General features: G+C 63.6%; 22 protein-coding genes. 14 read left to right on the forward strand and 8 right to left on the reverse strand.

Annotated features, from left to right (window positions below; translation table 11 throughout):
• The 7 genes from pcaC to BKX98_RS12110 all read right to left on the reverse strand — a co-directional run bounded on the left by pcaC (window position 1) and on the right by BKX98_RS12110 (window position 6,061).
• A complete protein-coding gene (pcaC, locus tag BKX98_RS12080) occupies window positions 1-408 on the reverse strand; it encodes a 4-carboxymuconolactone decarboxylase (RefSeq protein ID WP_038992456.1) in 408 nt (135 codons plus the stop codon).
• 19 nt (window positions 409-427) lie between these two features.
• Window positions 428-1,225, reverse strand: a complete 798-nt coding sequence (locus tag BKX98_RS12085; protein ID WP_073707414.1) for an alpha/beta fold hydrolase — start codon at window positions 1,223-1,225, stop codon at window positions 428-430.
• A complete protein-coding gene (locus tag BKX98_RS12090; RefSeq protein ID WP_073707415.1) occupies window positions 1,207-2,613 on the reverse strand; it encodes a lyase family protein in 1,407 nt (468 codons plus the stop codon). The genes BKX98_RS12085 and BKX98_RS12090 overlap by 19 nt, the downstream gene beginning before the upstream one ends.
• A 144-nt stretch (window positions 2,614-2,757) precedes the next feature.
• Window positions 2,758-3,336: a protocatechuate 3,4-dioxygenase subunit alpha gene (pcaG, locus tag BKX98_RS12095; RefSeq protein ID WP_038992453.1), complete on the reverse strand. Its 579-nt coding sequence runs from the start codon at window positions 3,334-3,336 to the stop codon at window positions 2,758-2,760.
• The gene (gene pcaH / locus BKX98_RS12100) at window positions 3,337-4,185 is read right to left on the reverse strand and encodes a protocatechuate 3,4-dioxygenase subunit beta (protein ID WP_038992451.1); all 849 of its coding nucleotides are present in this window, start codon (window positions 4,183-4,185) and stop codon (window positions 3,337-3,339) included. It lies immediately after the preceding gene.
• A gap of 40 nt (window positions 4,186-4,225) precedes the next feature.
• Entirely contained in the window at window positions 4,226-5,422 is a 1,197-nt protein-coding gene (locus BKX98_RS12105) for a 4-hydroxybenzoate 3-monooxygenase (RefSeq protein WP_073707416.1), read from the reverse strand.
• 165 nt (window positions 5,423-5,587) lie between these two features.
• Window positions 5,588-6,061, reverse strand: a complete 474-nt coding sequence (locus tag BKX98_RS12110; RefSeq protein ID WP_223308868.1) for a MarR family winged helix-turn-helix transcriptional regulator — start codon at window positions 6,059-6,061, stop codon at window positions 5,588-5,590.
• A gap of 133 nt (window positions 6,062-6,194) precedes the next feature.
• Between BKX98_RS12110 and BKX98_RS12115 the strand changes: the two genes are divergently transcribed.
• The 10 genes from BKX98_RS12115 (at window position 6,195) to BKX98_RS12160 (ending at window position 16,027) form a co-directional block, all read left to right on the forward strand.
• Complete coding sequence (locus tag BKX98_RS12115; protein WP_073707417.1) at window positions 6,195-7,118, forward strand: SDR family NAD(P)-dependent oxidoreductase; 924 nt, start codon at window positions 6,195-6,197, stop codon at window positions 7,116-7,118.
• A 17-nt stretch (window positions 7,119-7,135) separates the two neighbouring features.
• A complete protein-coding gene (locus tag BKX98_RS12120; RefSeq protein WP_168201925.1) occupies window positions 7,136-8,026 on the forward strand; it encodes an amidohydrolase family protein in 891 nt (296 codons plus the stop codon).
• Window positions 8,026-9,213 carry an acyl-CoA dehydrogenase family protein gene (locus BKX98_RS12125; RefSeq protein WP_073707418.1) on the forward strand — a complete coding sequence of 396 codons (1,188 nt, stop codon included), beginning with the start codon at window positions 8,026-8,028 and terminating at the stop codon, window positions 9,211-9,213. Before BKX98_RS12120 ends, BKX98_RS12125 begins: the two co-directional genes overlap by 1 nt.
• 54 nt (window positions 9,214-9,267) lie before the next feature.
• Complete coding sequence (locus BKX98_RS12130) at window positions 9,268-9,723, forward strand: MaoC family dehydratase (RefSeq protein WP_073707419.1); 456 nt, start codon at window positions 9,268-9,270, stop codon at window positions 9,721-9,723.
• 61 nt (window positions 9,724-9,784) lie between these two features.
• The gene (locus BKX98_RS12135) at window positions 9,785-11,302 is read left to right on the forward strand and encodes a long-chain fatty acid--CoA ligase (RefSeq protein WP_073707420.1); all 1,518 of its coding nucleotides are present in this window, start codon (window positions 9,785-9,787) and stop codon (window positions 11,300-11,302) included.
• Between the two features lie 210 nt (window positions 11,303-11,512).
• Window positions 11,513-12,511 carry an ABC transporter substrate-binding protein gene (locus tag BKX98_RS12140; protein WP_073707421.1) on the forward strand — a complete coding sequence of 333 codons (999 nt, stop codon included), beginning with the start codon at window positions 11,513-11,515 and terminating at the stop codon, window positions 12,509-12,511.
• A gap of 82 nt (window positions 12,512-12,593) precedes the next feature.
• The gene (locus BKX98_RS12145; RefSeq protein WP_073707512.1) at window positions 12,594-13,568 is read left to right on the forward strand and encodes an ABC transporter substrate-binding protein; all 975 of its coding nucleotides are present in this window, start codon (window positions 12,594-12,596) and stop codon (window positions 13,566-13,568) included.
• Window positions 13,565-14,398, forward strand: coding sequence for an ABC transporter permease (locus BKX98_RS12150; protein WP_073707422.1), 834 nt, complete (start codon window positions 13,565-13,567; stop codon window positions 14,396-14,398). Before BKX98_RS12145 ends, BKX98_RS12150 begins: the two co-directional genes overlap by 4 nt.
• On the forward strand, window positions 14,395-15,168 hold the full coding sequence (locus BKX98_RS12155) for an ABC transporter permease (protein ID WP_083586849.1): 774 nt from the start codon (window positions 14,395-14,397) through the stop codon (window positions 15,166-15,168). Before BKX98_RS12150 ends, BKX98_RS12155 begins: the two co-directional genes overlap by 4 nt.
• Window positions 15,158-16,027 (forward strand): ABC transporter ATP-binding protein, encoded by an 870-nt coding sequence (locus tag BKX98_RS12160; RefSeq protein ID WP_073707424.1) that lies wholly within the window; start codon window positions 15,158-15,160, stop codon window positions 16,025-16,027. The genes BKX98_RS12155 and BKX98_RS12160 overlap by 11 nt, the downstream gene beginning before the upstream one ends.
• A gap of 59 nt (window positions 16,028-16,086) precedes the next feature.
• Here the strand turns inward: BKX98_RS12160 and BKX98_RS12165 are convergent, their stop codons facing one another.
• Window positions 16,087-16,668: a PadR family transcriptional regulator gene (locus BKX98_RS12165; protein WP_073707425.1), complete on the reverse strand. Its 582-nt coding sequence runs from the start codon at window positions 16,666-16,668 to the stop codon at window positions 16,087-16,089.
• A 168-nt stretch (window positions 16,669-16,836) separates the two neighbouring features.
• On the opposite strand from BKX98_RS12165, the gene BKX98_RS12170 reads away from it, so the two are divergent.
• From BKX98_RS12170 to BKX98_RS12185, 4 genes are all read left to right on the forward strand, one after another.
• Window positions 16,837-17,931 (forward strand): aromatic ring-hydroxylating dioxygenase subunit alpha, encoded by a 1,095-nt coding sequence (locus BKX98_RS12170; protein ID WP_073707513.1) that lies wholly within the window; start codon window positions 16,837-16,839, stop codon window positions 17,929-17,931.
• 39 nt (window positions 17,932-17,970) lie between these two features.
• Window positions 17,971-18,984, forward strand: a complete 1,014-nt coding sequence (locus BKX98_RS12175) for a PDR/VanB family oxidoreductase (RefSeq protein WP_073707426.1) — start codon at window positions 17,971-17,973, stop codon at window positions 18,982-18,984.
• Between the two features lie 88 nt (window positions 18,985-19,072).
• Complete coding sequence (locus tag BKX98_RS12180; RefSeq protein WP_073707427.1) at window positions 19,073-20,434, forward strand: MFS transporter; 1,362 nt, start codon at window positions 19,073-19,075, stop codon at window positions 20,432-20,434.
• A 48-nt stretch (window positions 20,435-20,482) separates the two neighbouring features.
• Entirely contained in the window at window positions 20,483-20,956 is a 474-nt protein-coding gene (locus BKX98_RS12185) for a DUF3237 domain-containing protein (RefSeq protein ID WP_073707428.1), read from the forward strand.
• Window positions 20,957-21,369: the final 413 nt, after the last annotated feature.

Here is a 21,369-nt window from a genome sequence, read left to right on the forward strand (position 1 = left end):
CTAGTTGCCTTCGGCCGCCGCGTACTCGTCCAGCACCTTCTTGCCGATCTTGAACGCCACATTCGCTGCCGGAACGGAGCAGTAGATGGCGCACTGCAAGAAGACTTCCTTGATCTCTTCCGGGGTCATGCCGTTGCGGAGGGCGGCGTGCACATGCATTTCCAGCTCTTCCCAGTATCCGCCGGCAATCATTGCAGTCAGCGTGATGGCGCTGCGGGTGGTGCGTGGCAGGCCTTCGCGGGTCCAGATGGTGCCCCAGGCGTAGCGGGTGATCATCTCCTGGAATTCGTCGGTGAACTCGTTCGAGTTCTTGGTGGAACGATCCACGTGCTCATTGCCCAGGACCTGGCGGCGCACCGCCATGCCGGCATCATAGGTGTCGCCAGGAAGGCGCGATGATTCAGTCATTGTCTGCAAATCCTCGCTGCTAGTTGGCCAGGAAGAAGTCGACCAGCAAGGCCGCAGTTTCTTCCGGTGCCTCGGCCGGGGCCAGATGGGCTGCCGAATCAATGACCGCCATGGTTCCGTGCGGTGCATTTTCGGCAATGAATTCAGCGTCTGCAGGAGGGCAGACCTGGTCCTGCGCGCCGTTGATGGCAATAATCGGGTCGCTGGTGGAGGCCAGCTGCTCGCGCACGTCGAATCCTGCCAGGGCGCCGCAGACGTGGGCGTAGGCGAATCGGTCGGCGTCCTGCAGGCTGTGCAGCAGCTCGGTGCTGATCACCGGCTGCTTCTCGATGAACCCCGGTGCGAACCAGCGTTCGGCGGAACCGGCGACCATGGTCGGGGTACCCGCCTTGGCGACCAGCTCGGCACGGTCGGTCCACGCTTCCGGGGTGCCGATTTTCGCGGCCGAGCAGATGGAGGATAGCCCGTTGAAGAAGCCCGGGTGGTCTACCGCAAGCTGCAGTGCGGTTGCCCCGCCCACCGAGACGCCCGCGTAGTACAGCTTGGAGCCTTCGGCAATGACGCCGTCGGCACGCAGCGCCTGAACAACTTCGGTGACAGCGGTGGCCAGCTCGGCCAGCGTGAATTCCTCCGTGGATGGCTTGCTTTCGCCGTGCCCCGGAAGGTCCCAGGCAATGACCTGGAAGTGCTCTTTGAGGTAGGGCAGGGCCGGTGCCCATAGCGGCAGGGCGGCGGTGCCCAGCGAGGGGCCGGCAATGAGGGTGGGAAGTTCCTTGCTGGTATGCAGCAAGGAGGGGGTTAGTTGCGGGACTGCCATAGTTCCTTCCGTGCCGAGTAATCGGCGAGTACGGTATCGGTGAAGCGATCCGCGGCACCGAGGTAGCCGGCTGGATCAAGTAATTCGTCGAGGTCCTGGTCGCTTAGATCATGGGTGGGGATTTCCAGGCGCAGCAGTTCGCGCAGGGAAACATCCTCGTCCAGGCTGCGGCGCACCAGCGCCTGGATGGCCGGTTTTCCGCCAACCACCAGTGGAGCCAGAACGGCAGCGAGGCGCTCGGAGAGCACCGCATCCCCGCCCAGGGCGAGGTTCCGCTCGATGGCAGCGTGATTCACCGTCAGGCCGTTGGCCAGGAATGCGGCGTGGAAGGCGGCACCCGAGGCCAGCCGGGCCAGTTCGCGCAGGGCGCTCCATTCGGCATGCCAGCCGCCATCCGGGCGTTCATCCACTGCGGTGCCGGCGGCGGTGAACAGGGTGGAGAGCAGGCCGGGGGCACTGAACGCCGCATTGCGCAGCAGCACCGAGCGCACCGGGTTCTGCTTCTGCGGCATGGCCGAGGAACCGCCCTTGCCAGCCTCGCGCGGTTCGGACAGCTCGCCGATTTCCGGGCGGGAGGCGGTGAGCACATCCGCGCCGAAGGTCCCCAGCGCGGCAATGGCCGAACCCAGCGCGGAGCCGAGTTGGAGGATAGGCATGCGGTTGGTGTGCCAAGGCGTTCCCGGATCGGCCAGGCCCAGCAGATCCGCCAGTTGCGAGGCCAGCGACTTGCTCGTGGCTGTTGTTTCCGTATGGCTGGAGAGCAGCTGCTCCAAGGATGCGAGCGTTCCCACCGCTCCGCCCCACTGCAGGCGCAGCTGCCCGGTGGCGGCGTCCAGCTGCCGTTCGGCATCCAGTACGGCAGATAACCAGCTGGCGGCCTTCCACCCCAGGGTTGTAGGCAGAGCATGCTGGGTCAGCGAGCGGGCAATGCACACGGTGGACCGGTGCTCGCGCGCCAGGGCCGCCAACCCGTCAGCGGTGCTGCGCAGATCGGCCAGCGTGAGCGTGATCGTCTTGGAGAGCACCAGCATCAGCGCGGTGTCGATGATGTCCTGGCTGGTCGCCCCGCGGTGCAAGGCGGTGCTGGCAGTTTTCGCCGCGCCATCATGTGTGAGCAGCTCGCGCATCATGCCCAGCAGCGGGATCAGCGCATTGGCCCCGTCCGGTGTCTTGGACGCCAGCAGCGCCAGGTCGTAGCGGTCCACGCTGGCCACCTCGCGCACCGCCTGCGCATCCTCGATGCTGCACAGGCCGGCGTCCGCCTGGACCTGCACCCAGGCGGCTTCGGCATCCAGCATCCCCTGGACGAAAGCCGCGTCGCTGGCCAGCGCCGAGGCCGCGGTACCAGCCCAGGCAGGGGCCAGTACGCCGTAGTCTGCGCCTTCCATTCGGTCCCTCGATTCTTAACTGTAAGCGTGCACGCCGTTCTTCTAGAACTCTAGTGCCCGGCAACGGGCGAAACCCCGCCGGGTGCTTCAACGCCCGTAACAGTACGGGCGCCGGGGCAGCCTGGCGGGGTGGTGCGATGGGTTCTAGCTTTCGCGCGGGTAGGACAGGAACACCGTCTCGTTCTCGCCCTGCAACCGGATGTCGAAGCGCAGCGAGCCGTCCTGTTCGCGGGTGGCGATCAGCGTGGAGCGTTCTGCTTCGCTCAGCGATGCCAGCAGCGGGTCATTGGCCAGCGCTTGCGTGTCCTCCGGCAGGTAGATGCGGGTGAACAGCCGGTTGAGCAGGCCGCGGGCGAAGACCGTGAGCATGATGAACGGCGCCTTGCCTTCTTCGGTGGGGCCAGGGTTCACCGTGGTGAAGGTGTAGTGCCCGACGTTGTCCACGGCCACGCGGCCCCACCCGGTGAAGGTGTAGCCGTCGCGGACCAGCGAACCGTCGCGCGAGACGACCTTGCCGTGCTCGTCGGCCTGCCAGATTTCCAGCAGCGCGTCCGGGATGACCTCGCCGTTGCCATCGGTGATGACCCCGTGCAGGCGCACCGAGTTCGGGTTGGCCTGGCTGGCCAGCTCGTTGTCCTTCTCGAAGGGCAATGCATAGCCGTAGAACGGGCCGATGGTCTGTCCCGGGGTCGGGACGAGTTTCAGTTCAGGTGCCTGTGCCATTTAGTGCTCTCCCTCTTCGTCTTCCATCCAGGTGCGGTTGCTGCCGGTGAGCACGATGTCCCAGTTGTAGCCGGTGGCCCATTCGTGGCTGGTCAGCGAATGGTCGTAGGTGGCGACCAGGCGGTCGCGGGCCTTCGCATCGGTGATCGACTGGTAGATCGGATCCAGCGCGAACAGCGGATCGCCGGGGAAGTACATCTGGGTGATCATGCGCTGGGTGAAATCGGTGCCGAACAGCGAGAAGTGGATGTGCGCCGGGCGCCAGGCGTTGTGGTGGTTCTTCCACGGGTACGGCGCCGGCTTGATGGTGGTGAACGAGTATTCGCCGTTCGGGCCGGTGATCGCCCGGCCTACGCCGGTGAAGTTCGGGTCGATCGGGGCCGGATGCTGGTCGCGCTTGTGGATGTAGCGGCCGGCGGCGTTGGCCTGCCAGATTTCCACCAGCTGCCCGGCCACCGGGCGGCCGTCGCCATCCAGCACGCGGCCTGCCACCACAATGCGCTCGCCGATCGGCTCGCCGTTGTGCTGGATGGTCAGATCCGATTCCAGTGCGTGCACGTCGCGCTGGCCGAAGGCCGGGGAGTGCAGCTCGATGGTTTCCGGATCCGCGTGATGCAGGTTCTTGGTCGGGTGGCGCAGCAGCGAGGAGCGGTAGGGGGCGAAATCGATGCGCGGCTGGGTTTCGGCCTTCTTGCCGGCCAGGACTTCCTGGCGGTAGGCCTCGTGGATGTCTGCGATTTCGCCGCTGATCTCATCCTGGCTGGCGGTGGTTGCCGCCGGGTCCAGCAGATGCGAGTTGGCGAAGGATTCGGCCTCGGTGCCGTCCTGGTGCGTGGTGCCGGTGCTCAATGCGGGCTCCTTTCAAGGATGCGGTGGTAAGTCAGGGAGTTCAGGCGTGGGGCCAGCCGGTGTAGGACTCGGCCAGGTACTGCTGGCCGAACCGCGAGGAGGTGACGGTTTCCAGCTCGCCCAGGGCGCGCTTGGCCATGAACGGGTCGCCGCCTACCGGGGTGTGGAGCATGGAGGTCATCCAGTAGGAGAAGTTCTGCGCCTTCCACACCCGCTTCAGCGCGAGGTCGGAGTAGCCTTCCAGCAGCTGGTCGCTGCCGGTGGAGAAGTAGGAATCCAGCGCTTCGAAGAGCACCTTCACATCGGCGAAGGCCAGGTTCAGGCCCTTGGCGCCGGTGGGCGGGACGGTGTGCCCGGCGTCGCCGATCAGGAACAGGCGCCCGTGGGAGAGCGGTTCGCGCACGAAGGAGCGGAAGCCCAGCACGGTCTTGTCGAAGATCGGCCCGGTCTTCAGCTGGAAGTCATCCGGCCCGTCCACGCGCTTTTGCAGTTCGGCCCAGATGCGGTCATCGCTCCAGGCGTTCACGTCTTCGTTCGGATCGCACTGGAAGTACATGCGCTGCACGGTTTCGCTGCGCTGGGAGATCAGCGCGAAGCCATGCGGGGAGTTGGCGTAGATCAGCTCGGGTGCGGACTTCGGCGCTTCGGTGAGGATGCCGAACCAGGCGAAGGGGTAGGTGACCTTGAAGTCCTGCTTGACGGTCTCGGGCATCTGGCGGCGGGCGAAGGAGCGCGAGCCGTCGGCACCGACGATCACATCAGCGTGCACTTCGAACTCGGTGCCCTCGGCGTCGGTGAAGCGGAACTTCGGGGTGGTGGTCTCCATGTCGAGGATCTCGGTGACCTCGCAGGAGTAGCGCACGTCGCCCTGGTCGCGGTGGCGGGCCGCGGACAGATCCACGAACACCTCGTTCTGCGCGTAGAGGGTGACGGTGGCGTCCACCAGGTCGCGGAAGTCCAGCGGGTGGGATTCGCCGTTGAAGCGCAGGTCGATGCCTGCGTGCTCGTCGCCGTCGGTGAGCACGCGGCCGTCGACGCCGGACTCGGTGAGCATCTGCACCGCCTGGGCTTCGAGGATTCCGGCGCGGTGGGTGTTGCGGATGGTTTCGTGGTCGCGCATTTCCACGACGATGTTATCGATGCCGGTCTTGGCCAGCAGATGCGAAAGCATGAGCCCGGCCGGACCGCCGCCGATGATGCCGACCTTGGTCTTGAGGATGCGTGGATTCTGGACCATGGGACCTTGCCTTGCTGTCGTCTGGGCCGTGAGCCGTGCGGCCGGCTGCGTTGCCGGGCGGGGTCATATGGCCGAGGGAAGTATTGGGGAACTTCCACAAGCATGCGATGCGGGTGACCTGGCCGACAGCCAAGTTCTCAATGAATGAGAATAATCAAGGAATGGCTACTGCGTTTCGGCCAACGCCACGCGGGATAGCAGGTCGCGCAGCTGGAGGCGTTCATCGGGGGTGAGCGCCTCGAGGGTTTCGTTTTCGTTCGCCTTGGTAACCTTCCTGGCCTGCGCGTAGAGCTTGCGCCCGGCGTCCGTGGCCACGATGACCTTGGAGCGGCGATCCTTGGGATCCGGCATGCGCGTGACCAGCCCGCTGGATTCCAAGCCGTCCACCAGAGGGACGATCTGGCTGGGATCCAGGGCCAGGAATTCTGCCAGATCGCGCTGGGTTGGCACGATGTCGCTGCAGGCCAGCGAGAGCACCGAGTAGGACCGCACCTTCAAGCCCAGGGGCTTCAGTGCTTGGTTGGCCCGGCTTGATCCCAGGGAGCGCATGCGCGCCACCAGGAAGTTCAGCTCCTGCACGAGATCGCATTTCATGAACTGTTCTTCCTTCGCTGATTTGGCGGTGATTTTATTGCTCACTCCACTATCCCCACTTTTCATGAAAAAATAAACCATTGACTTTCTCAAGGATTAAAGATCTTATGTATGTAGTCAAGGTTCCCACTTTCTACCAAGGGGGAGCAATCGAAACACCCATTGAAATGGAGAACTCATGTCGCTAGCAGGAAAAGTTGCCATCGTCACCGGAAGCGGACGCGGACTGGGTCTGAGCTACGCGCAAGAATTGGCTCGCCAGGGCGCGGCGGTCATCATCAACGATGTTGACCCAGCTGCTGTGGAAGCTGCAGTTTCCTCCATTGCCGCAGCCGGCGGCAAAGCCGCCGGCATCGTCGCGGCCGTCGGCTCCACCGAAGCCGCCAAGGCGCTGGTGGCTGGCGCAGTCGAGAACTTCGGCCGCTTGGACATCCTGGTGACCAATGCAGGGGTGCTGCGCGACAAGTCGCTGCTGAAGATGACCGATGAGGATTTCGACCTGGTCATCAACGTCCACCTGCGTGGCACCTTCACTTGCGTCCGCGAGGCCTACGCCTACTTCAAGGAGAACGATATCCGCGGCCGCATTATCGCCATCGGTTCACCGACCGGGCAGCGCGGCAACTTCGGGCAGACCAACTACTCGGCAGCCAAGGCCGGCATCGTGGGCATGGTGCGCACCTGGGCGCTGGAAATGAAGCGCGCCGGCATCGCCGTCAACGCTGTCATCCCGGTGGCTGCCACCGAAATGACCAAGACCGTTCCGTATTTCGCCAAGGCCGTCGAGGCTGATGAGCGCGGCGAAACCATGCCTGACTTCTTCCGCAAGGATCTGGGCTTCGGCACCGCAGACGATGTGGCCGGACTGATCGCATTCCTGGCTTCCGAGGAAGCAGGCGGCATCACTGGCCAGGCTATTGGCGCCGGCGGCGACCGCCTGCAGCTGTGGAGCCACCCAGAGGCCATCGCCTCGGAATTCAACGACGGCGGCTGGGACTATGCAACACTTCAGGAACGGTTCCCCTTCGCGGGCAACCAGCAGTCCGTTGGCGAGAAGTTCCCGGAGCTTCCTGAAGAACTCCGCCCAGAACCAGCCAAGTAACCTCCGGAGGAAAACCCGTGACTGCACGCTATGAATTAGGAGTCGACTTCGCGGCTTTGGACGCCATCGATATGCACGTGCATCTTGAAGTCGACGAATGCGGCCACAAGGCCATGCCGGAAGACCTCTTCGATGCCTCGGCGGCCTATTTCAAGTCGGAGGACCGGACCCCGTCCATCGACAGCATTGCGCAGCTCTATCGCGAGCAGAAGATGGCAGCGGTGGTCTTCACGGTCGATGCGCGCACCGCACTGGGCCATGAGCCGAACTCCATCGAGGACCTGGTGGAAGGGTGCGCGCGGAACAATGACGTGCTGATTCCCTTCGGTTCGGTGGATCCGCGCCGCGGCAAGCAGGCAATTGAAGACGCACGGTACCAGGCCGAGACCTTGGGCGTGCGCGGCTTCAAGTTCCATCCGTCATTGCAGGGTTTCGACCCGAGCGATGAAAGCTTCTACCCGCTCTGGGAGACGCTGCAGGAACTGCGCCTGCCCTGCATCTTCCACACCGGGCAGAACGGAATGGGCGCAGGGCTTCCCGGCGGCCGAGGCATCAAGCTGCGCTATTCCAATCCGCTGCTGCTGGACGATGTTGCCGCGGACTTCCCTCACCTGGTCATCATCATGGCGCACCCTTCGGTGCCGTGGCAGGACGAGGCGAACTCGATTGCCACGCACAAGGCGAATGTCTACATCGACCTCTCGGGCTGGAGCCCCAAGTACTTCCCGGCCTCGCTGGTGAAAATGGGGAATAATGTGCTTTCGCGCAAGTTGCTGTTCGGCACCGACTTCCCGCTGATCACCCCGCAGAAATGGCTGGGCGCATTTGCCGATCTGGAGCTGAGGGACGAGGTCCGGCCGGGAATCCTGAAGGGCAATGCACTGCGCGTGCTGGGGGTGGAGGGCTGATGGAAGCCGTAGCCACCAGTGACTTCTACGGATTCACGGACTTGCTCAGCGAGGCCGAGCGCAGCGCGTTGTCGCGTCTGCGTGGCCTGCTTCAGGAGTACGTGCGCCCGGTGCTCGATGAGTACTGGGAACGCGGGGAATTCCCGGAGCAGATCGTCGCGCCGCTGGTCGACGCCCAGCTGATGGAACCAGCCGAAGTGCTCCAGGCTGGCGAGCGGCCCACGGGCCTCTACGCCGGTTTCCGCAACTTCGAACTGGGTCGTATGGATGCCTCGGTCGCCACCTTCTACAACGCGCAATCGGGACTGTTCCGCACCACTGTGAATCTCGGCGGAAGCCCAGAGCAGGTGGCGCAGCTGGAACCGCAGATCACGTCCTTCACCTACAAGGGCGTGTTTGCCCTGACCGAGCCGGAGCACGGCTCGGACATCGCCGGCGGGCTGGCAACCTCAGCCAAGCGGGAACAGCGCGACGGGGAAGACGGCTGGCTGATCAACGGGGCAAAACGCTGGATCGGCGGCGCCGGCCAGGCAGATGTTCTGGCGGTTTTCGCCCGCGACGAGGCTGACTCCCAGGTCAAGTGCTTCCTGGTGCCAACGAATGCGCCGGGCGTGAAGATCAGCAAAATCCCGGGCAAGACCAGCCTGCGCATCATGCAGAACGCGGATATCGAGCTGTCCGGAGTCTGGGTTTCGGCCTCCGCCCGTCTGGAGAAGATCAACTCCTTCGCGGATGTCGCGGCCTGCCTGCGCAATATGCGCTCGGATGTCGCCTGGATTGCCACCGGCGTGTGCTTCGGGGCCTATGAATCGGCCCGCGACTATGTCGCCAAGCGCAGCCAGTTCGGCAAGCCGCTGGGCTCCTTCCAGCTCGTCCAGGAAAAACTGGCGCATATGCTCTCCAATGCCACCGCCAGCTTGGCCATGGTGGTGCGGCTGACCCAGCAGCAGGAAGCAGGCATCTACCGCGACGAGAACTCGGCGATGGCCAAGATGTTCACGGCCCGGATGCTGCGCGAGACCGCGGCGCTGGCCAGGGAAGTATGCGGCGGCAACGGGATCTTGCTGGAGAACAGCGTGGCCCGCCATCACGCGGATGCCGAAGCCATCTATTCCTACGAGGGCACCCACGAGATCAATTCGCTGATCATCGGCCGGGCCATTACCGGCGTCAGCGCCTTCCGCTGACTTCTGCAGCACAGCTCATTAGCAATCAACCATTACAACATCAGGAGAAATACCATGGCACCGACCATTTTGGATTACGCAGACCTCGCCACCGCCGAGGGCAAGGACTTGGGGTACAGCGAATACCGCGTGGTCACGCAGGAGCAGGTCAACACCTTCGCTGACGCAACCGATGACCATCAGTGGATCCATACCGATCCGGAAAAGGCCAAGGACGGCCCCTTCGGCGGTCCGATCGCCCACGGCTACTTGACCTTGAGCCTCCAGATCGCCTTCTGGAGCGAGCTCTTCGACGTCACCGGCGTGAAGACCAAGGTCAACTACGGCCTGGAAAAAGTCCGTTTCCCATCGCCCGTGCCAGTGGGCTCCAAGGTCCGCATGAAGGCTCAAATCGCCGAGGTGGAAGAGGTCAAGGGCGGCTACCAGATCGCCGTAGACCAGGTGGTTGAGGTGGAGGGCGGCACGAAGCCGGCCGTCGTCTCCCGCGGGATCTACCGCTTCTACGCCTAGCGCGCAGCACTGCTGGGCCTGTGCTGCACCGCATCGATCGACCTAACGAAAAGAGTGACAGATGTTGAATAAGGGGTTTGGCAACTGGATCCACCGGCGCCGGGTGAAGTCCGCGCAGCAGGTTGCAGTGATCCATGCGGGAGTCAGCCTGACTTACGCTCAGCTCGCCGAACGCATCGACAAGCTCAGCAGCGCCTTGGCCGCCCAGGGGATCACCCGGGGCAGCCGGGTGGCGTTCCTCGGGGCCAACCACGCCGCCTATCTGGAGACCATGTTCGCCGCCACGCAGCTTGGAGCGCTGTTCGTTCCGCTCAACGTGCGCTTGGCTCCGAGGGAACTTAACTTCGCCTTGCGCGATTCGGGCAGTGAGGTGCTGATCTATGTCGAGAACTTCGCCGCAGAAGCGCATGCAGCCATCGAGGGCAGCCCGGTGGCCCAGGCATGGGACGTTGCGCTGGTCCCCTGCGAAGACAGCTCCTACGAGCTGGCTTTGCAGTCTGGCGACGCCACGCACCGGGATCTGGCCGTGGAACTCGAAGACCCGGCCATCATCCTATATACCTCGGGCACCACAGGCACCCCCAAGGGTGCGGTGCTCACCCACGCGAACATGACCTGGAATTCCTATAACGTCATCGTGGACTACGACATCACCAGCACATCGGTGGTCCTGCTCATCGCTCCGCTGTTCCATGTGGCGGCCCTTGGCATGGGCGCGCTGCCGATGCTGCTCAAGGGCGGAACAGTAGTGCTGCAGGAACGCTTCGAACCAGCGGCGGTCCTGGATGCTGTGGAACGCTATCAGGTCACTCAGCTTTCGGGAGTGCCAACCACCTTCCAGCTGCTGGCCGAGCATGAGAATTGGGCGAACACGGACTTATCCTCGCTGCAGATGCTCACCTGCGGTGGCTCGGCCGTGCCGCTGCGCGTGCTGGAAGCCTACGAAGCCCGCGGACTGGGATTCAGCGGCGGGTACGGGCTGACCGAAACCGCGCCGGGGGCCACGTTGCTGCAGGCGGTGCATTCGCGTCCGAAAATGGGTTCGGCCGGCTTGCCGCACTTCTTCACCGATATCCGTATCGCCGATTCACTGGGCAATGAATTGTCCGCCGGCGAGGTCGGCGAAATCCTGATCAGCGGTCCCAACGTCATCAAGGAATACTGGAACCGTCCCGAAGCGACGGCTGGGTCATTCTACGAACCCGACTGGTTCCGTTCAGGGGATATCGGGCATGTGGACGAGGAGGGTTTCCTGTTCATCTCGGACCGCCTGAAGGACATGATTATCTCCGGCGGAGAGAACATCTATCCGGCAGAAGTCGAGCAAGCCATCATGGAGCTGCCCGAAGTCGAGTCTGTCGCTGTCATCGGGATCCCGGATGACAAATGGGGCGAAGTGCCGCGCGCAATCGTCGTGCTCAAGCCCGGCAGCTCAATGTCCCAAGAAGGCATCATGGCACATCTCGATGGTCGGTTGGCACGCTACAAGATTCCGCGTACAGCAGTATTCCTCGAGGAACTGCCTCGCACGGCCAGCGGCAAGATCCGCAAAGCGGATCTGCGCAAGCAGTACAGCTGAGGATTCCCAGCCCGGGCGCTTCCGGAAGCGCTCGGGCTGGAACGCGTTGGCCATCGGACAGGATCTGGCCAGGAATCCCTGAAGTTAAATCGTTATAAGATCAACCATTGACTTTTTCAATGATTGATCTAGTCTGGATATGTGTCTCAAATCACACGCAATTCGCGGTCCGCCAATGGGGACCGGGGCACTGGCTTTCTAGGGGGAAACATGAATAAGCGCTGGTCTACATTGCTCGCAGGTGCGGCGGTCCTGTCATTGGGCCTGGTTGGCTGCGGCGGAGGGTCGCTCTCCGGCTCGGAGGGATCCGAGGGAAGTAATTCGGCAGCTGCTGAAGACGGCTCGTTGACCAAGATTACCGTGGGCATCCTGCCCATCGCGCCGTCGGTAGCAGTGCAGCAGGGCATCGATGCCGGCACCTTCGAGAAGCACGGGTTGGATGTAGAGCTGAGCACCTCCAATGCCGGCGCGGCGATGCTGCCAGCAGTGTCCACCGGCGAATTGGCGATTGCCGTAGGCAACCCGCTGTCGGTGATGACCGCCGCGGACAAAGGCCTGGATATGAAGATCGTCACCGGCTACTCCGCTTCCCGCTCCTCCGGCGAAGACGTCAACGGCGTAGTTGCCCGCAAGGGCTCGAATATCGGCGGCTGGAAGGACCTGGCCGGGAAGACCACGTCGGTCAACGCGCTGCGCACCCAAGGGGATCTGACCATCATGGAATCGGCGGAAATGGACGGTGCCAATCCCGAGGACCTGAAGTTCAGTGAAATGCCGTTCCCGGATATGGAAGCCCAGCTGGACCGCGGCAATGTCGACGCGATCTGGGTTCCCGAGCCGTTCCTCTCCCGTGCGCTGGCCAACAAGGACAACGAATTGGTGGGCTACCCGAACCAGGACGCCATTGTCGGCATGCCGACCATGGTCAGCTTCACCAGCGGCAAATTCGCCGCGGAGAACCCCGAAGTCATCACGAACTGGAAGGCCGCAATGGCAGAAGTGCTCGACACGGCTGAAGGCGATCCGGACGCAGCACGCGCCATGCTCCCGGATTTCATCAACATGGACGCCAAGGTGGCCGAAGGCCTGGTAATGGAAACCTGGAACGCCGAGACCCCGATTCCCGAACTGACCAAGCTCGGCGATCTGGCAGCCAAGTTCGGATTCCTGGACAAGGCCCCGGACATGGACCAGCTGGTCATCAAGTAATCCAACCGCTTCGCATTCGCGCTGCCGCGGACCCAGAAGCCGGGTCCGCGGCAGCAACCGCACCTCAATGGGGGAATTTGCCATGAAACACTCGTTCAAGCTCGCGCTCGCTTCCATCTCAGTTCTCGCACTGGCCGCCTGCGGCTCCGGCTCGCCCAGTGGCGGGGCGGACAGCTCCGCCGATGCCCAGGGATCCCTGGAGCAGATCACCGTCGGCGTGATCCCGATCGTGGACACCGCACCCATCTGGCTCGGGGAAGCCAAAGGCTTCTTTGCCGAGGAAGGCCTGGACCTGGAAATCGAAACCGCCACCGGCGGTTCGGCCATAGTGCCGGGGATCCAGTCCGGCAGCTACGATTTCGCCTTCTCGAACCTCATTTCCGTGATGGTTGCCAACGACAAGGGCTTGGACATGGAATTCGTGGCCAATGGCATCTCCACGACGGGAGATGAAAGCTCCGATGTCGGTTCCGTGCTGGTCAAGGGCGATTCCAAGATCTCCTCGCCGAAGGACCTGGCCGGCAAGAAGGTTTCGGTCAACAACCTGTCGAATATCGGCGACACCACCATCAAGTCGATCGTCGAGGCTGACGGGGGAGACCCGGAGAGTATTGAATTCGTCGAGGTCCCGTTCCCTGATGCCCCGGCGGCGCTGGAGAACGGCATTGTCGATGCGGCCTGGATCCTGGAGCCATTCCAGAGCTCGGCCATGGACGCAGGGGCGAAGATGCTCTCGGCGAACTTCGCCGAGTTCGATCCGGAGCTCGATGTTGCCGGATATTTCACCTCCGCGCAGTATGCGCAGGAGAACCCCGAGGTGACGCTGAAATTCACCACGGCGATGAACAAGTCGCTGGACTACGCGCAACAGCACCCCGATGAGGTCCGCGACATCGTGGGCACCTACACCAAGATCAGCGAGGACGTCCGCGCCGGGATGGTGCTCCCGCGCTTCCGCGCGGACTTCAACCGCGAAGCAGTGCAGAAGCTCGGCGACGCGGCGCAAAGCTACGGAACTTTGTCCAAGCCGGTTGACATCGAGAAGCTGCTGCCATGAGTGCCGCAAGCGCAGTACCGGCACGGGTGCGCAGGGCCAAGCGCGCTAGGACCGGCTCAGCTGTTCCCAACGCCGTGTGGGGGCTGATCGGCATCGTGGTCTTCTTAGGCATCTGGGAATTGCTCCCGGCCCTGGGGATCGTCCAGGCCGCGTACCTTCCGCCAGCCTCGGAAGTGCTGGCGACCTTGGCTTTCGACCTCACGCTGACCGTCTTCTGGGTGGCCGTGGGCGAAACCTTGCTGGCCTGGTTCATCGGCCTGCTGGCTGCCGTGCTGCTGGCGCTGGTGCTCGGACTGGTCATCGGCATGTCGCCCTTCCTGCGCCGCGCCACCAACTCCACGATTGAATTCCTGCGCCCGATTCCTTCGGTGGCGCTGATCCCGCTCGCGGTGCTGCTGTTCGGCACCAAGATCGAGTCCTCGCTGATGCTGATCATCTACGCCTGCTTCTGGCAGGTGCTGATCCAGGTGCTCTACGGCGTGGCGGACGTGGACAACGTGGCGATGCAGACCGCGCGTTCCTACGGGTTCTCCCGTTTCCAGCGCATCCGTGACGTCATTTTTCCCACCATGCTGCCCTACCTGATGACCGGCATCCGCCTGGGTGCCGCGGTGGCACTGATCCTTGCGATCACGGCTGAACTGATCATCGGCTCCCCGGGTCTGGGCAAGGAAATCCAGCTGGCGCAGTCCGGCGGCGCCATTGCCGGAATGTATGCGCTGATCGTTGCCACCGGCCTGCTGGGCGTGGTGATCAACCTGTGCATGCGCGTGGTCGAGAAGCGCGTGCTGTCCTGGCACGCCTCGGTTCGAGGGGAAATTATCGCATGAAAACCGTGAAGTCACTGATCTTCATCGTGGCCCTGCCTGTGCTGCTGGTGCTCTGGTGGGTTGCCGCCACCGCGGGCGGAGCGAGCTTCTTCGTGCCCACCCCTGCGGATTTGGTTGCGACGTTCATCGACACCTGGATTGGCGAACGCATGTTCACCGATGTGCTGCCAAGCATCCAGCGGCTGGTCTTCGGCGTGCTCGGGGCCATCGTGATCGGCGTGCTGCTGGGCCTGCTGGTGGGTATGAACCGCACCGCGCGGGCCATTACCGAGCCGGTCTTCGAATTCTTCCGCGCCTTGCCGCCGCCGGTGCTGATCCCGGTGCTGATGCTGCTGGTGGGCATCAACGACGGAATGAAGATTGCGGTCATCATCTCCGGCGCCATCTGGCCGGTGCTGCTGAACACCATCGAGGGCGTGCGCGCCATCGACCCGGTGCAGAACGAGACAAGCCGTTCCTACGGGATCAGCGGCATCTCGCGGATCCGCTACCAAGTGCTGCCCAGCGCCACACCGACCATCATGGCCGGCATCCGCCAGTGCCTGTCGATCGGCCTGATCCTCATGGTCATTTCCGAGATGTTCGCATCCTCCTCCGGCCTGGGCTTCGCCATCGTCCAGTTCCAGCGGTCCTTCGCCGTCCCCGAAATGTGGTCCGGCATCGTGGTGCTGGGTCTGATCGGTGTCATCATGTCATTTATTTTCCAGTGGATCGAACGCCGCGTCCTGCGCTGGTACAACGGTCTGAAAGAGGTTGAAAATGCTGTCTAATCAGAATGGGACTACCGGCGGCCGCATCTTGCCGGATGGCGAAGCATTGCTGTCGGTACGCGGGCTGAAGAAGGTCTACCACACCGACGGCGGCGATATCGAGGCCGTCCGCGACCTGACTTTCGACTTGGGGCATGGCGAGCTGGTCTGCCTGGTCGGCCCCTCGGGTTCGGGCAAGACCACCTTGCTCAAGTGCATTGCCGGGCTGCTGGGTGCGACCAGCGGCGAGGTGCTGCTCGATGGCCAGAAGGTCACCGGTCCGCCGAAGAAAATGGCTGTGGTCTTCCAGGAATACGGCCGTTCGCTGTTCCCGTGGCTGCGCGTGGCGGACAATGTCGAGCTGCCGCTGAAGAATGCGGGGGTGCCCAAGACCGAGCGCAAGAAGCTGGTCGACGAGGCGCTGGAGGCCGTGGGGCTGGCCCATGTGCCCAAGTCCTACCCGTGGCAGCTCTCCGGCGGCATGCAGCAACGTGTCGCCATCGCCCGCGCGGTGGCCTACCAGCCGGAAGTGCTGCTGATGGATGAGCCGTTCGCGGCAGTTGACGCGCAGACGCGTGCCGATTTGGAGGACTTGATCCGCAACGTCTGGAAGAAGCTGGGCGTGACGGTCCTGTTCGTCACCCATGACATCGACGAATCGATCTACCTGGGCCAGCGGGTGATTATCCTTTCCTCGTCGCCGACCGTGGTGCAGGAGGATATCCTGATTGATCTGCCCGACGAGCGCGACCAGTTGGAGACCCGGTCGCTGCCGCGGTTCACCGAGCTGCGCCACCACGTCTATGCCGAAATCCAGAAGGCCAAGCAGGGTCATCGCCCGGAGGAAGCCAAGACGAAGTTCCTGACGAATCCCAAGTAGCACGAGAACGCCGCCGGTCCTTGCTGGGCCGGCGGCTTTCCTGTATCTGCAGGCAGCTGCTAGGAGTTCAAGCGGTCAATGAGCTGAAGCCCGCGCTCGGCCCACTGGATTTCGGCCTCTGCCCGGGACACCAGGCCCTCATAGGTGAAGCGCTTAAAGGCGATGGTGGCGTCCCAATCCTTGCGCGGCGTGCTTTTCAGGCGCTTGGCAAGCATGGAGTTCGTTCCTTGCTCCAATTCATCAATCCGCTCCTGCCACTGCTTGAGCAGGGACTGGTAATGGGTGATATGCCCGCGCATTTGCTCGCGTGCGGCCTCGGGGTCCGCCCACTCCAGGTAGGCCGCCTTGAGATGGGCGGGGTCGCGGGTGCGCGCGTACTCCAACGGCGTGTTCATCCAGCCTTTGAACTCGGCAATGCCCTCGTTGGTAATGGTGTATTGGCGTTTCTTGCCACGCTGGCCCCACGGGACATCTTGGCCCGTAATCAGGCCTTCGGATTCCATGCGCTTGAGCTCGGGGTAGATCTGCGAGTCCGGCGCGTGCCAGACGTGGCCTACCGAGGATTCGAACACTTTGTACAGGTCGTAGCCGGTCATCGGCTCAACAACCAGCAGCGAAAGCAGCGCGTTGCGAAGACTCAAATTCGTCTCTTTCCAGAAATGTATTGCACATCACTATCCGTATAGCTAGTCTAATGGCATGCGAACTATCTATGTACATAGATAGTTTCCCACATTCCACCCTGAGCAAATCACACGCTGGATCTGCCGCAGCCGCGCACTGCCGGATCCATGACCGAGAGGACCGTCATGACCGAGGTTGCAGCCAAGAGCACCACCACCGCCAAGATCATGGGCCATCCGCTGAACGCCTGGTATGTCGCTGCCTGGGACCACGAGGTCACTCGCAAGCCGATGTCCCGCACCATCGCCAAGCGTCCGGTGGCGCTGTACCGCACCGAGGACGGCAAGGCTGTCGCGCTGGCCGACTCCTGCTGGCACCGACTGGCCCCGCTGTCCATGGGCAAGACCGTGGGCAAGGACGGCCTGCAGTGCCCGTACCACGGCATCGTCTACAACTCCGCCGGCCGTTGCGTCTCCATGCCCGCCCAGGAAACCATCAACCCTTCGGCAACGGTTCCGTCCTTCCCCGTGGTCGAGCGCTACCGCTACGTGTGGGTCTGGATGGGTGACCCGACCCTGGCCGACCCGCAGCTGGTCCCGGATATGCACCAGATGACTTCCGACCAGTGGGCAGGGGATGGCATGACCATCGCCGCGGACTGCAACTACCAGCTGATCCTCGACAACCTGATGGACCTGACCCATGAGGAATTCGTGCATTCCTCCTCGATTGGCCAGGATGAGCTCAGCGACTCGGAATTCATCACCACCCATGAGGGCAACAAGGTCACCGTGACCCGCTGGATGCATAACATCGATGCCCCGCCGTTCTGGTTGAAGAACATGCGCGACAAATTCCCCGGCTTCGAAGGAAAGGTGGACCGCTGGCAGATCATCCACTTCGAGGCACCGGCAACCATCACCATCGACGTGGGCGTCGCCAAGGCCGGCACCGGGGCGCCTGAAGGAGACCGCAGCCAGGGGGTGAACGGTTTCGTGATGAACACCATCACCCCCGAAACCGACCGCAGCTCGCACTACTTCTGGGCGTTCATGCGCAACTACTGCCTGGACAGCCAGCTGATCACCACCCAGCTGCGCGATGGCGTGCATGGCGTCTTCGGCGAAGACGAAGCGATGCTCAAGGCCCAGCAGGAAGCCATTGATGCGAACCCGGACTACGAGTTCTACAACCTGAACATCGACGCCGGAGGCATGTGGGTGCGCCGGATCCTCGAATCCATGATCGCCGCCGAAACGACTCAGCTGGCCAACGCCTAGCGCGCCCTTCCCCCGAGATGAAAGGTTGGTGCCTCGATCGTGGCAGCGACAAATATTGAAGTCTGGCAGGACGCAGAAGTCACCCGCATCGTGGAGGTGGCCGACGGGATCAAGCGCATTGAGCTCGCCCCGCAACTGCCTAAGCGCGCCGAGCCGGGATCCCACATCGATGTGATGGTGCGGATCAACGGCGATGAAGCCAAGCGTTCCTACTCCGTGGTGGAGTCCAGCGCGGACGGAAGCACCCTGGTGATCAGTGTGCTCAAGGCGCCGCTGTCCCGCGGTGGCTCGTCCTACATGCATGAGCTGGAGGTGGGGGACCGGCTGCAGATCACCCAGCCGTTGCAGAACTTCCCTCTGCGCGTGGGAGCCGGCCATTACCTGTTGCTGGCCGGCGGGGTCGGCATCACCGCCATGGTGAACATGGCGTCGGTGCTCAAGCGGCTGAATGCCGATTACACGCTGGTTTTCGCCGGACGCAAGCGTTCGGCCATGGCCTACCTTCCGGAACTGCAGGCCGAGCACGGTTCCCGGCTGGAGGTGCACGTCGATGACGAAGACACCTCGCTGAAGGTCGATCAGCTGTTGGCCCGCGCCGGCGAAGAGACCGAACTGTACATGTGCGGGCCGATCAGGCTCATGGATGCGGTGCGCCGGGGCTGGCTCGAGCGCGAGCTGGAACCTTCGGCGCTGCGCTATGAGACCTTTGGCAACTCGGGCTGGCATGACCCGGAAGAATTCATAGTCCGCGTTCCCAAGCTGGACCTGGAAGTGAGGGTCCCGCAGGGCCGGTCCATGCTCGAAGCCCTGGAAGATGCCGGCGCGGACATGATGTCCGACTGCCGCAAGGGCGAGTGCGGCTTGTGCGAGGTGCGCATCACCGAGATCACCGGGCGCATCGACCACCGCGACGTGTTCTACTCCGAACGCCAGAAACGCCAGTCGAGCAAGATGAACTGCTGCGTCTCGCGCGCCATCACCTCACCCACGGGCGCCAAGGCCGATGCCGCCACCGGCAGCGGGCTCGCCGTGGTGACCATCGAACCGAACTAGCCGGACATTTTATCCTGGCACCTCCGCCCGCGCACCGTTATTGGCCCGCGGGCGGCTCGGTGCACCCCGAAACTGGAGACAGCTCCCCATGGACATCAAGCAGAGAATCGAGAATTCGCCGATGTCGGCCTTCCAATGGCTGGTCGTCGCAGTCTGCACCTTCCTCAACGCCCTCGACGGGTTCGACGTCTTGGCGATGGCATTTACCGCGAACCAGGTTTCCGAAGAGTTCTCCTTGAACGGAGCGCAGCTGGGCGTGCTGCTGAGTGCCGGCCTGTTCGGCATGGCTGCCGGGTCGCTGTTCCTGGCCCCGTTTGCGGACCTGTTCGGACGCCGGCCGATGCTGCTGGGCACCACCGCGCTCGCCGCCGCGGGCATGTTCCTCTCATCCACCGCGGATTCCATGACGAGCCTTGCCATCTGGCGCATCGTCACGGGGCTGGGCGTCGGTGGCATCCTGGCCTGCACCAACGTGATCACCAGCGAGTACTCCAATGGCCGCTGGCGCGGCATGGCGGTGAGCATCTACACCGCTGGCTACGGCGTCGGCGCCACCCTGGGCGGCATGGCAGCGGTCTGGCTGCAGGCGCACTACGGCTGGCGTTCGGTCTTCATTTTCGGCGGCGTGCTGACCATGGTCGCCTTCCTCGCGCTGCTGGCAGTCGTCCCCGAATCCGTGGACTTCCTGCTCACCCGGCGCACTGTGCGCACTACCCAGAAGCTGGGCCGGCTGGCCCGCAAGATGCGCCTGGGAACCGAGGATGTCGTGCTGCCCGAGCAGGGCGGCACCGCGTCCGGCTCGGGCCGCAATGCCGTCTTCGCGCTGTTCTCCCCGCAGACCCGACGGGTGACCACGGTGATCTGGGTGGCCTTCTTCGCCGTGATGTTCGGCTTCTACTTCGTGAACAGCTGGACCCCGAAGCTGCTGGTCACCGCGGGCATGACCGAAAGCCAAGGCGTGGTCGGCGGATTGATGCTGACCCTGGGCGGCACCTTCGGCTCGTTGCTCTTCGGTGCGCTCACTGCCAAGTGGGCGGTGCGCAAGGTGCTCATCGCGTTCACCGTGCTGTCTTCGGTGCTCATGGTGGTCTTCATCTCGGCAGCTGGCATCCTCGCCCTGGCCTTCGTGCTCGGTGTCCTGGTCGGCATGCTGATCAACGGCTGTGTTGCCGGCCTGTACACCCTGGCCCCGGCCTCCTACGCCCCGCAGTCGCGCGGCACGGGCGTTGGGTGGGCCATTGGCATCGGCCGGTTCGGCGCCATCCTCGCCCCGCTGGCCGCAGGCACGCTGCTCGACGCCTCGTGGACCGCGGGCCAGCTCTACCTGGGCGTGGGCGTCGTGGTGCTGGTTGCCGCGGTGGCCCTGGCGCTGCTGCGCTCGCCGGGAACAGGCAACGCGCAGCAGCCAGCGCCCGCGCAAGCCGCAGTTCAGCCTGCCAAGGCAGAATAGGCTGTGCCTGCCGAAAACCGCAGGCAAGCGCTCTTGGAAGGAGACGGAATGCCGCACATCCCAACCCCGCCGGCACTTGAGTTCGTGGCCAGCATCGATGTCGAGGTCAGCGAAACCATCCAGATCGGCAGCACGGCCCAAGGCATCCGCAGGGTGGCCCCGATCCGGGGCGGACGCGTCGCCGGCCCCGGGCTGGCCGGGAAGGTGCTGGACGCCGGAGCCGACTTCCAGCGCTACCCATCCGCGGATCTGGCCCTGCTGGAAGCGAACTACGTGCTAGAGCTTCAGGACGGGCAGCGCATCCTGGTGGAGAACCGGGCGGTGCGCGTAGCGGCCCCTGCGGACCTGGAGAAAATGATGGCCGGGGAACGCGTGGATCCGTCCCGGGTCTACTTCCGCTGCGTCCCGCAGCTCTCGGCCGATGAGTCGGGTCCGCATGCCTGGATGAACCGCACGCTGTTCCTCGGCGTGGGCGAGCGGCGTCCCGACGGCGTGCGCATCGATGTCTTCAGGGTGCGCTAGGGCGTCCCGCAGGTTGAAGCCAACGCAATTTCACCCAGAGATCTAGCGAATCCGGCAGCCATTCCGCCATGGCGCGCATCCCGAAATAGGAACTGATGCTGGGGTACGCCGTGCGGCTCGTCAGTGGGCTTACTCTGGCTTTCGACGGCAGGTTGTTCCCTTGCTGCGGCTCCTGCTGAAGCAGCTAGCAAGTTCGGGCCCGGTATGAATTGTCGGCACATGTGCCCATGGCGTTTCGGCCACGCGGAACACCTTCGACGGGCTGGAGTCGCCCACATGCTGGTGGCTGATGACATGGAGCAGAATTTGGAAGTGGTCTGGTCGCCTGGCGCATGTCGCCACGGTGAGTGGCCGATGCGCTGGAACAGCTGCGCGAAGATTCCCGGCGTCAACCAAGAGCCGCGCAGGAGCAG

The sequence above is a fragment of the Glutamicibacter sp. 0426 genome, from assembly GCF_001906485.1.
GTDB lineage: Bacteria > Actinomycetota > Actinomycetes > Actinomycetales > Micrococcaceae > Glutamicibacter > Glutamicibacter nicotianae.

Coding starts and splice junctions, on each gene's coding strand:
- pcaC (WP_038992456.1), bottom strand. CDS start 408: ATGACTGAATCATCGCGCCTTCCTGGCGACACCTATGATGCCGGCATG.
- BKX98_RS12085 (WP_073707414.1), bottom strand. CDS start 1,225: ATGGCAGTCCCGCAACTAACCCCCTCCTTGCTGCATACCAGCAAGGAA.
- BKX98_RS12090 (WP_073707415.1), bottom strand. CDS start 2,613: ATGGAAGGCGCAGACTACGGCGTACTGGCCCCTGCCTGGGCTGGTACC.
- pcaG (WP_038992453.1), bottom strand. CDS start 3,336: ATGGCACAGGCACCTGAACTGAAACTCGTCCCGACCCCGGGACAGACC.
- BKX98_RS12105 (WP_073707416.1), bottom strand. CDS start 5,422: ATGGTCCAGAATCCACGCATCCTCAAGACCAAGGTCGGCATCATCGGC.
- BKX98_RS12115 (WP_073707417.1), top strand. CDS start 6,195: ATGTCGCTAGCAGGAAAAGTTGCCATCGTCACCGGAAGCGGACGCGGA.
- BKX98_RS12125 (WP_073707418.1), top strand. CDS start 8,026: ATGGAAGCCGTAGCCACCAGTGACTTCTACGGATTCACGGACTTGCTC.
- BKX98_RS12130 (WP_073707419.1), top strand. CDS start 9,268: ATGGCACCGACCATTTTGGATTACGCAGACCTCGCCACCGCCGAGGGC.
- BKX98_RS12135 (WP_073707420.1), top strand. CDS start 9,785: ATGTTGAATAAGGGGTTTGGCAACTGGATCCACCGGCGCCGGGTGAAG.
- BKX98_RS12140 (WP_073707421.1), top strand. CDS start 11,513: ATGAATAAGCGCTGGTCTACATTGCTCGCAGGTGCGGCGGTCCTGTCA.
- BKX98_RS12145 (WP_073707512.1), top strand. CDS start 12,594: ATGAAACACTCGTTCAAGCTCGCGCTCGCTTCCATCTCAGTTCTCGCA.
- BKX98_RS12150 (WP_073707422.1), top strand. CDS start 13,565: ATGAGTGCCGCAAGCGCAGTACCGGCACGGGTGCGCAGGGCCAAGCGC.
- BKX98_RS12155 (WP_083586849.1), top strand. CDS start 14,395: ATGAAAACCGTGAAGTCACTGATCTTCATCGTGGCCCTGCCTGTGCTG.
- BKX98_RS12160 (WP_073707424.1), top strand. CDS start 15,158: ATGCTGTCTAATCAGAATGGGACTACCGGCGGCCGCATCTTGCCGGAT.
- BKX98_RS12170 (WP_073707513.1), top strand. CDS start 16,837: ATGACCGAGGTTGCAGCCAAGAGCACCACCACCGCCAAGATCATGGGC.
- BKX98_RS12180 (WP_073707427.1), top strand. CDS start 19,073: ATGGACATCAAGCAGAGAATCGAGAATTCGCCGATGTCGGCCTTCCAA.
- BKX98_RS12185 (WP_073707428.1), top strand. CDS start 20,483: ATGCCGCACATCCCAACCCCGCCGGCACTTGAGTTCGTGGCCAGCATC.